Source organism: bacterium (assembly GCA_021372615.1).
Classification (GTDB): domain Bacteria; phylum Armatimonadota; class Zipacnadia; order Zipacnadales; family UBA11051; genus JAJFUB01.
Genome location: JAJFUB010000013.1, coordinates 46495 through 57032 on the forward strand (window position 1 = coordinate 46495; position 10538 = coordinate 57032).

The window sequence follows — 10538 nt, forward strand, 5'->3', positions numbered from 1 at the left end:
TCCGCTGTCTCAGATGAAGTTCTTGTATGTCCTGATGTGCGCCAGCGGCCCGATGGCCCCCCACAGCGAGCCCAACACGTAGTCCCCCAGCAGCAGCCCCAGGAAGAAGCGGAAGGCGTGCTGGTGGCCATGTCGGCCGCCATAGCGCAGCACCACGACCTTCACCAACCAGCCTACCAGGAACGAGTTCCAGAAGTAGTTCATCGCGAAGCTGTTGGCCAGCGCGTAGCCGGCCGGGTGCAGCGGCAGCGGGGTGTTGAAGTGCACCCAGCGCAGGCCCCAAAAGAGGAAGCCGCCAACGCCCATCGCTACGACCGACGCGCCCTTCGGCCCCGGCATCGCGTTGAGCCAGCCCGCCAGCCGCGTGTAGCTTTCGTTGCCCACCCACGACTTGAAGGCCATGCACTTGGCCTGCGCCCCCTCGCGGAAGGTGATCTGGGCGTTGGCCCAGTAGGCCATGAGGAGCCCCAGGACGGCGGCGATGATGAGAGTCCGCACCAGGGCGCGGAGGTCCAGCCCGGACAGATCCGCCATCTTCATGCTCTCGAGCTGGAAGGGCATCGGGTGGCTGCGGTAGCCGCGGTTGAACCAGTAGACAACGGAGAGGGCGGTGAGTTGATGCGCCCCCAGAGCCCGCGCGCCGAAGGCGGATACGAGGATGCGCTGGGGGTTGATGTAGTAGATCTCGTGCGGGGTGCCCAGCTCCGCACGGACCCGCGTGATGGCGATGGAGAGCAGGAAGAAGACTGCCATGAAGGCGAGCATCACGCCAAGGTTCATTCCTGCGAACATGAAGAAGGCACCAAGCGCGACCAGGCAGACGCTGCCGCCGATGATCCCGGCGCGGTACTGCCGCGCTTCCGCGTCGTCCTGGCTCCAGGCAGCTTGCCAGACACGCGCCAGGTGCGGGCGGCTCGTGGCCAGCGCCCCCAGGGCCAGCGCCAGCCACGCTCCTGAGGCCTGGTCGGCCACGTAGGGGAAGCCCTCAGGCGGCGCGGCGCGCAGGCCGATGGTGCCGGCCACGATGAACTGCAGTTGGCTGACCAGGAAGAAGAACCAGCAGGAGAACGACAGATCGGACGGTAGGAAGAAGGCCAGGGCCACCGCAAACGGGTACAGCCCGTAGTTGAAGCGGTACAACCACGTCCAGGGCACCTCGCGGAAGGGCGGCCAGACGAGCTTGATGAGCGGCACGGCCGGCACGGCCTCATTGAGCACATGCAGGCCGTTAAGGACGTCAATGAGTGCAGCCGCCGCGAAGCCGCCCCAGAGCAGACGGTCGGCGAAGAGCGTCCCCCCCGTCGTCGTTGTCTCGCGCGCCATCTCCACCGGGAGGACGACCAGCGGGTAGGTCAGGCGCTCGTGGTTGATCCACTGGCGGCGGATGAGCACGTTGAAGGCCAGCATGGCGCCCATCATCGCGCAGAGCATCAGGCCCCAGCCCAGCAGCGGGCCCAGGAACGGCCCGATGGCACGCGGGTCCAGGAAGCTGGCCTCCCCCTCGTAGAACAGGCGCAGAGCCGTCGGGTCGGAGACGACGAGACCGCGCGGAAGGTACTCGTGGAAGAGCAAAGCCCACTTGTTCTCGGGTGTGGCTGACCAGTAGGCGTGGCCGATGGCGCCGAAGAGGTTCTGCACGAGGTCGTGTGCCGCCAGCGTCTCAGCCACGACCATGCAGCAGTAGATCGTGAGCAACTCGACGGGCGTGAGCGCCAGCCCCCGGCCGCAACGGCGCACCAGCAGGTTCAGCAAGGCCACCACGAAGAGCAGGAAGATCGGGGTAATGAACAGAGGCAGACACGAGCCATCCATGATACCCCACCGCGCCTCGGCGAGCACCACCCAGTAGGCGTTCAGCGCCGCCAGCGCCAGCCCAATCACCAGCGCGCGAGGCGTGGCCCTGGTGGCGCGATCTGCCGCGCGCGCCTGGCTGTCGGGCGCCTCAGGCGTGGTCAGCCGCTCTGCTGCGAGCTTCGGGCCCTGTGTCAGTACCCCTTCACCTCCCACGGCCGTGTCGCCGCCTGCTCGACGAGAGCCGTCCACTTACTCACTTCCGCCTTCTCGCAGACCAGGATGAGGCAGGTCATCGTGTCCTCGTCCAGGACGACGGCCTGTGCTCCGGGGCGCGTCTCCAGCGTGTGCCACTTGCCGTTCTCGAGGTCTCCCAGCACCAGCACGGGTTCCCGCAGCGTGCTGTCTGCCAGTCGTGGGAGCTTGCCCGCCGACAGTGGCGCCACCAGCAGCGCTCGGGCCTGCGGGACCGGCCTGCGGTCCAGTGACAGGATCATCACATGCGCGTCAGACGCCTGAGATGGCGGCATGGACACGGCGACAGCCTGCCCTGCCACATCGGTAGCCCTGAAGGCCGGGTAGCGAATGCTGTCCCCCGGCAGCGGCGCCAGCGGGTACTTGAGCATGAACGTTCCGCCGCCCTGCAGTGGCTGGCTAATCGTGTGGCACTCACACTGGGCGGGCAGGAGTTCCCCAGGCGAAGTGTTCGGAGCTGGCAGGACGGAGGCGTACAGCGCCGCCAGCGTCGTCTTGCCTTCAGAAGTAGCGTCCAGCTCCAGCGGATCCGCGCAGTACGTCACCTCACCCGCGCCGACCTTGTTGCGGTAGACACCGACGCCCAGCACCCGTGCCGTAGTCGGTCTCGCCTCGAGGCAGGGGCGTAGGTCCACGTCCTGCCCGTTGGGCGTCGCCCGCTGTGCTTCCGGCCCTCGCTGAGGGGGCGCCGCCAACTCCCTCACGTGTTCCACGCCGCACAGCTCCGTCAGCCGCGCCGCTCGCGTGCGCTTGCGGTCCCAGTTGTACGAGAGATCGCCCGTCACCAGGAGCTTGCCCCCCTGGCGCACCCACTGCAGCACGCGCTGGTATGTCTGGTCGTCCGGGCAGTACGGCGCGGGCCAGATGAGCAGCTTCGTCGCCGGCGTGAGTGCATCCGCGTTCTGCTCATTGAGCACGTTGAAGTTGGCGCTGAGGCCGAGCAGCGTGCGGAAGCTGCTGAAGACGGCGGTCACCGCGAGTTGGCTCTGGTTCCCCAGACGCAGGCTGTCCGGCTGTAGCACGGTCACCTCGGCGGGGACATACTTCGGACGCAGGAAGCGCCAGACGAGGCTCAGGTTGCGGTGCCAGTAGGCCACGTCCTTGGGCACACGGCCGTTGGGGTAGAAGACACCCCAGGGAAAGCAGTTCTCCGAGGCGTCGCGGAGGCACCAGTTCTGCACCTTGCTCGCGCCCATGGCCAGCCCGTAGCAGGCGACGGCCATGAACAGCTCCTTCTGCTGCTCCTCGGTGCGCACGATGTGGTAGCCTCCGGCACCGTTCTCGACGCTCCAGGCCGGGTGGGTCTTCACGCCATACTCACCCAGCGAGACGGACTTGCCACGCACGCGCAGGTCATTGAGGCGCAGGTGCAGGGGTAGGTACTCGATGTCCTCGTTCGGCAGGCGGAAGTACCCGATGTTCGACAGATCCTGATCGCCAATGGAGAGGATCAGGTCCAGGCCGCCGTAGGGCTGCTGGTAGTACTCCGAGGTGATGGGGTGGTCCGTGTCTCGCGCTCTGATCGCCTGGACGTGGCGCTGCACCCAGCGGCGGGTCAGCCCGACCTCGAAGCGCGCGACATCGGCCGCCCGCGTACTGGCCCACCCGGCGGCCGGGGGTGGGGGATAGGCGAGCTTGCCCCACTCGCCATACATTTCGTCGCCCCAGGAGGCCTTCAGGGTCCCGGCGGAGCCGTACTTGTCGCCAAGCCATCCATTCCACAGCGCCGTCAGGTTCTCGGTGTCCTTACGGGTGAGCTGGAAGTCGCCGTTGAGGTAGTAGAGGAGCCCGGGGTACGGTCTCATGTGCTCGGCATAGGCCTGGCACTCGTTCGCCTGTTGCTCCAAGGCTTTGTCGCCAATAGCGACGTCGTGGCCGCAGAGCTGGCACGGCATGAACACCAGGCCCTCGCGCTGGCACGACTGCGCCATGGCCTCGAACTGCCGCCAGTCCGCTTCGCTGTACGTCCAGCCGGGGTTGACGAACTGCAGGTTCTCGTAGAGGTTGAAGCCGAAGTCCCGGGCCGCCACGTGGTCCAGGTGCCATGTCCACGGGTTCTCACAGGCGCTCCGGTAGCTGTTGGAGTACGTGTCGCTGCCGAACACGAAGAGCGGCTGGCCACCCAGGTGTAGGTAGTTGTCGTGGAAGCGCAGCTCCGGCCCCTTCGCAATGGCCTGCGGCGACTGGACCATGAAGCCGCTCGCCATCGCGTCGAGCGGCTGTCGGTCTTGCAGCAGCCTCACCCGCACCTGGTAGAGGTCGCTCGCGAACTCCTTGGGCGACCAGGTCCCCTCGACGACCTCGCTGCCTCCGGCGGGCACTGTCACGCGCCAGGCCGCGGCACCGTCGGGCGTCCTGCCACCATCCCTGTAGATCAGGACATTGACATCGCACGTCTGCGGCGACGTGCCCTGGTTCTGCACCGCCACCTGGTACTTGACCGGCTCGCCTTGCCTGTAGAGCGCAAGGTCGGTCTTGAGGTTGCGCAGGAACAGACCGCGCGCGATGAAGCGCGCAGTGTTGACCAACCCAGTGTCCAGCCACGGCGACGTGCCATCGAACAGGTCACGGTTCTCTACCCCAAAGAACGCCCACATGGAGCCGGAGAAGTAACCGTTGTAGTGCAGCATCAAGGCGCCCGCAGCTCCGCGCGGGCGGCCGAAGCGGTCCCGCCCCTCGAGCAGCTCCACCCAGCGTGCGTTGTCATAGCCCTGAACGCCGGCCGCGGCCCAGCCCGACAGCGGGGCTGTCAGCGAGCCACCGGTGGGGAAGAGGTACTGCTCCGCGCCGGGCTGCAGCCTTGCCACTCGGCGCAGCGGGAACGACGCGTCGAAGGCGCCGATCTGCGAGGGGGCCACGCCAAGGCCGTCACCGGGACGGCCGGTGGCCGTGCTCATCGGTGTGGGCTTGGCGTCCCCCAGCACCGAAAGGCGCAGGTTGTCGAACCAGGCGGTGCCGGAGGCCTGGTACAGGCCCATCTTGAGGTGCAGGCGAGTGGTGCCGGGGGCGGGGTTGAAGTCGTGGGTGTACTGTTTCCAGGGAGTGGTCCCGCGGGCCACGCCGAAGTCGCGCCACTGCACTAGCTTGTCGCCGGCATATTCGTACACCGCGAGGTAGGCCATGCCGGTGCCGGTGACGCTGTCGCTGCGCATCCAGCCGCTCACGCGGCAGGCTCCCCCCTTGGGCGGAGGCATGTCGAGGTACCAGCGTTGCTCGTGGCGCCTGTCGGCCGGCACGACCACCCGGGCGCAGGCATGACCCTCCTGCGGCTGTTCACTGACGATTGTGCAACTCGTGCCGTCGCGCCGCCAGGTGGCATCGAGTGCGGTGCCGCCGATGGGGGCGGCATCGGTCGCGCGCTCGAAGCCGCCGTCGGGCAAGACGGTGTGCTTCAAGGCCTCCTCGACCTGCGCGGCCAGGACGTCCTTCTCCTCCACCCAACGCCCATCTTGCTGCAGCAGCAGACGGTTGAAGGCGTAGCCGCCAGTGGAGATGAAGCTGCCGCCCAGGTGCAGGTAGTCAATCAGTGCCCGGCGGGCGACTGCCGGGAAGGAGGCACCGCACGGTAGGGCGACGAGAGCGTAGTGCCGGGGCTGCAGCCGTCGCCGGTCAGCCATCTCAGCCGCCGACAGATACTCGACGCGCAGCCCCGCCTGCCCCAGCAGCTTTCCGAGGCGCTCGGGGCTGGAGGCAGCGCCCGTGGCAGGCAGGCCCGGCTCCCGCAGGATGGCCGCGGTGGGCTCAGCCGGCCTGCCGCCCAGGGACGACTGCGCGACCTCCTCGATGGCCATCGCCCGGTTCCCCGGCACCAGCGTCCAGTTGTCGAACCAGGCGGTGCCAGAGGCGTTGTAGACGCCGCAGCGCAGGCTGATCGTCGCCGCCTGTGGCGCCAGCGCGAACGTCCACGCGAAGCGCCGCCAGTCCTGCGTGCCGGTGACCTGTCCGAAGTCGTGGTAGGCCGCCAGGTTACCCGCAGCGTCTAGCTGGTAGACCGCCACATAGGCATACCCGGGGCCGCCGGTAGGCACGACGTTCTCGGCGCGGACGTCGCACGCGACTGAGAACGTACCGCTGAGGCCGTCGGTGGGGATCTCCTGGCTGGCGCTGCGGCCGCCGGGGACCTCCAGGCACATGCCGCCCCCGGCTCGGGGCACCCGCCGCGCCCCGGCCGACAGGGACCACAGGGGGGCGCCCTCGAAGTCGCCGTTGAGCACCAGCGACTCGGGTTTGTCCTGCGCGAGCAGCAGGCCGGCAGCCATCAACAGCAGAATAGGGATAGCAAAGTGTCGCATCTTCGTCCCTCCGGGTCGCTGAGCTGGTGCTAGCCGGCTATTCGCCGCCGCTCGCCGGAGGCCTCCGAGGAGGAACCCATGCGTACCACGGCACTCGTCCTCGCGTCTCTCGTCACGCTCTCCGCCAGCATCTGCGCGCAGCCGCGCCAGTCGCTGGACCTGGGTGGGGAGTGGGAGTTCGTCAAGGTCAAGAACCTTGCCGATGGCCCGCCGGCCGAAGGGTGGGCGAAGAAGACGGTCCCCGGCGTGATTGGCGGCGTGGACTACGAGCGCGCCTGGTTCCGCCGCGACTTCACCATCCCCGCTGCGATGCAGGGCAGCCGCATCACGATCCACTTCGGGGGCGTGAAGTGGAACAGCGTCGTGCGCGTGAACGGCCGGCAGGTCGGTGGGCACTATGGCGGCTACGAGCCCTTCACAGTGGACATCACGGACGTCGCTCGGGTCGGTGAAGCCAACCGTCTCGAGCTGGGCTGCCATGACTGGACCGGGGTGTTCGTTGACCATGAGACGGACTTCTCGGTGCTCAAGCAGCGCCCGGCCGATCCGCGCGACCTGCCCCGCGACAAGATACTCTCTCCCGTCGGCGGTCGCGTCTCCGACTACGGGCCCTGGGATCGCATCACGCTGCAGTCTCACCCCGCCATCTACGTCAGAGACCTGTTCATCAAGCCTTCGGTGCGGCAGAAGAAGCTGACGGTGGAGTACGTACTGGCCAATGAGACGGCGGCGGCGACGACGGTGTCGCTGACTGCTGCCGCCGAGGGCTACACCGGGCTTGGCCCGCCGAGGCAGATCGGGGTTCCCGCAGGAGGTGAAGCCAAGGCCACAGTCGAGGCCGCTTGGGCTGACCCGCATCTGTGGTCGCCCGAGGACCCGTTCCGCTATGGCCTCATGACAGCCCTCTACCAGGACGGGAAACGCGTGGATGAGTTGCACACCCGCTTCGGCTTCCGCGAGTTCTGGGTCGAGGGTCCGCGCTTCTATCTCAACGGCTCACGCATCAACCTGCTCGCGACCTCGTGGTGGCCCGAGATCGGCGTGACGGCTGACTATGTGCGGCAGCGACTGCAGGCCATCAAGCGTGCGAACTGCGTGGTCTTCCGCACCCACACCCAGCCGTGGCCGGAGGTCTGGTACGAGGTGGCCGATGAGGTCGGCCTGCTGATGATCCCCGAAGGCCCGGTCTGGAACGACCGGGAGACGTACCGCATCAACGACCCGAAGTTCTGGGAGAACTACGCCACGGCGCTCAGGGCGATGGCGGACCGCGACAAGAACAAGCCCTCGGTCATCATGTACAGCCTCGAGAATGAGTTCTACGGTGGGCGACTGAAGCAAGGGACGCCGGCGGCGCAGGAGCTGGCGCGCATGGGCCAACTGATGAAGCAGTGGGACCCGACGCGGCCGATCTACTACGAGTCCGATGGCGACCCGGGCGGCGTGGCGGACGCCGTCGGTCTGCACTACCCACATGAGTACCCGGACTACACGCAGTGGCCCAACACTGCCTACTGGATGGACCAGCCACTGCTCAACAAGTTCTTTGCCCCGACCGATGAAGCCGCGAAGAACTGGGTGTGGGACCGCACGAAGCCCGTCTACATCGGCGAGTTCCTCTGGATCCCGTCGTCCGACCCGTCGTGGGATACGGTCTTCCACGGGGATGAAGCCTACCTCGACTACCATCGCTATCATGTGCAGGCCAAGGCCGACTCGTGGCGCATGGCAATCCAGGCCTATCGGCACTATGAGGTCGGCGGCATCTCGCCCTGGACGATGGTGGAGGGTGGGGCGCTGGACGACAGCAACGCCATGTACGTCGCCCAGCAGTACGCCATGCAGCACTTGGCGGCCTACGTGCGCGAGTACGACCACAGCTTCTACAGCGAGGAGAAGGTCACGCGCACGGCCGACGTGTACAACGACATTCTGCAGTCGTCGAAGCTGACGGTCCAGTGGGCGCTCGTGGACGCCGCAGGGCGGGGTGTCGGCGAAGCCGACAGGAACCCCGCCGGGACGGTCCTCGACATGAAGCCCGGCGAGCGGAAGGAGATCACCTTCACCGTCCCACTGCCACAAGTGACGGAGCGCCGGCAGGTCGCCCTGCGTCTGCGCATCGAGCGCGAAGGCAAGGTCGTCTTCGAGGACACGAAGCCATGGTCCGTCTTCCCGCCGCTGAAGCTGCAGGCCACCGTACCGGTAGGGCTCTATGACCCGCCCGGGAAGCTGGCTCCGAAGCTACAGCGGGCCGGCCTGACCACAGAGAGCGTGGCCAATCTCGGCCGTGTGCCGCCGGGCGTGAAGCTGCTGATCGTGGCGCCCGGGGCGCTGCAGCAGGCCGAGCCGAAGCCGCCCCGGATCGGCGAGAAGCGGGAAGGATCGGGGCGCCTGCTGGACTATGTGCGCGGCGGCGGTCGGGTGCTCGCGTTGGAGCAGATGGACTACCCCCCTGGCGTGACGCCGGCGGCCCTGTCGGAGCATGCCTCGACCATGACCTTCCCCCAGGTGCCCAACCACCCGCTGCTGAGAGGGGTGCGGCCGGATGACCTCAAGTGGTGGCGGCCTGACAACCTCGTGAGCATGGCTGAGATCGTCCGCCCGACGCAGGGCGGCGCGCGGGCCATCGTCGTCTCCGGCAGCCGCACCGGCCTATCCCACGCACCGCTGCTGGAGTTGACGCTCGGGCGAGGCACGCTGGTGATGTCGCAGTTGCGGATCGGCGAACGGCTGGGCGTGGAGCCGGTTGCAGGGATCATCCTGCAGAACGCGCTGGACTACCTCGCCGATGTCAACCCGAGTACGGTAGCAACTGCGCTATACTGCCAGGACCAGCAGACGCGCGAGGCTCTCCAGGGGCTGGGTCTGCAGGCGACGGACATCACCGCGGCGCCATCCCAGTCCGACTGGCCCGTGATCGCGCTGCTGGTCGCTTGCCACCCGATCACGGGGCTCGAGCCCTGCCTGCCACAACTGCAGGCGCTGCTGCAGCGCGGCGGGACGATCCTGCTGCACGGTCTGGAGCCGGGAGAACTGCACGAGTTGAGGAGCCTGCTGCCCACGGAAGTGAAGCTCGCGACCTACCATGGCGCTGCAACGAGACTGCCGGGGGCCGGGCCTCTTTCGGACTTCTTCGCCAACGAGGACCTCTACTGGCTGGGCCGGTCCACGGCTGTGCACTCATGGGCGACACGGCCGCGCGCGACCGACATGACAAGTGCAGTGGTGTCGCGCGGGTCAGTGGGCAAGACAGCTACGGAGTACAGCCACACAGCGATGACCGTGGCCGGGGCCTATGCCGCGGACCGCCCCGAAGGTGCCGTTCTACCCAGCGGCGGCAGCACGGCGACAGCGCATGTGGATATCCCGACGGACGGCGCTTACGTCCTCGGTGTTGTGGCAGGCGGCAGCATCGCGGCGGGCGAGTGGCCGGCTGGCAGTGTGCTCGTGGACGGCCAGACCGTCGGCGAGTTCGCCTGCCAGAAGGGAGAGTTCGACACCTATGCCCTTCCCGCCGACCTGAAGGCCGGGAAGCGCGAGGTGACGATCCGCTTCACCAACGACATGTACGATGAGGCCAACAAGCAGGACCGCAATCTGCTCGTGAAGGCGTTGCTGGTTGCTCCGGACGACCGGGCTCGTGAAGTCACGTTCCTGACGTCGCCGCCGGCGCTGGCGGTGGTCAAGGCAGGGCCAGGGAGGGTCGTGCTCGACTGCATCAACTGGGATAGGACGCAGAGCAACACTGAGAAGGCCACGCGGTACGTCGCCGGTCTACTGACGGGGCTGGGAGCACCCTTCGAGCCGGTGGGGGCGGGGACGGTTCTGGACCTGAACAGCTTCACGCCACAGCCGGATCTGCCATGGTTCCGGCATGAGGGTGGCGGTCTGTACATGGGGGCCGCCGGCTACGTACGGGGTGACATCGAGTGCGCACGCAGCGGGCTATACGTGATGAGGGTGACGGCCCGTGGGACGCCGGCGGCGGGCCAGTTCCCGATCGTCGCGGTGGAGATGGACGGTCAGGAGGTCGGCAAGGTCGAACTGAAGAGCGACGGCTGGCGCACCTACCGACTGCCGATCAAGCTGGCCGAGGGCAAGCACGAGCTGAAGCTGACGTTCACCAACGACATCTACGAGCCACCCGAGGACACCAACCTGTGGATCGGGCGGGTGGAGGTGGGGGAAGGGCAGGACTGA

General features: G+C 67.5%; 3 protein-coding genes. 1 reads left to right on the forward strand and 2 read right to left on the reverse strand.

Annotated features, from left to right (window positions below; translation table 11 throughout):
* Positions 1–9: 9 nt before the first annotated feature.
* Entirely contained in the window at positions 10–2043 is a 2034-nt protein-coding gene (locus LLH23_01255) for a hypothetical protein (protein MCE5237104.1), read from the reverse strand.
* Positions 1986–6338 carry a beta-galactosidase gene (locus LLH23_01260; GenBank protein MCE5237105.1) on the reverse strand — a complete coding sequence of 1451 codons (4353 nt, stop codon included), beginning with the start codon at positions 6336–6338 and terminating at the stop codon, positions 1986–1988. Before LLH23_01260 ends, LLH23_01255 begins: the two co-directional genes overlap by 58 nt.
* 78 nt (positions 6339–6416) lie before the next feature.
* Here LLH23_01260 and LLH23_01265 point away from each other — a divergent pair, with 78 nt between their 5' ends.
* Entirely contained in the window at positions 6417–10538 is a 4122-nt protein-coding gene (locus LLH23_01265; protein MCE5237106.1) for a hypothetical protein, read from the forward strand.

Coding starts and splice junctions, on each gene's coding strand:
- LLH23_01260 (MCE5237105.1), bottom strand. CDS start 6,338: ATGCGACACTTTGCTATCCCTATTCTGCTGTTGATGGCTGCCGGCCTG.
- LLH23_01265 (MCE5237106.1), top strand. CDS start 6,417: ATGCGTACCACGGCACTCGTCCTCGCGTCTCTCGTCACGCTCTCCGCC.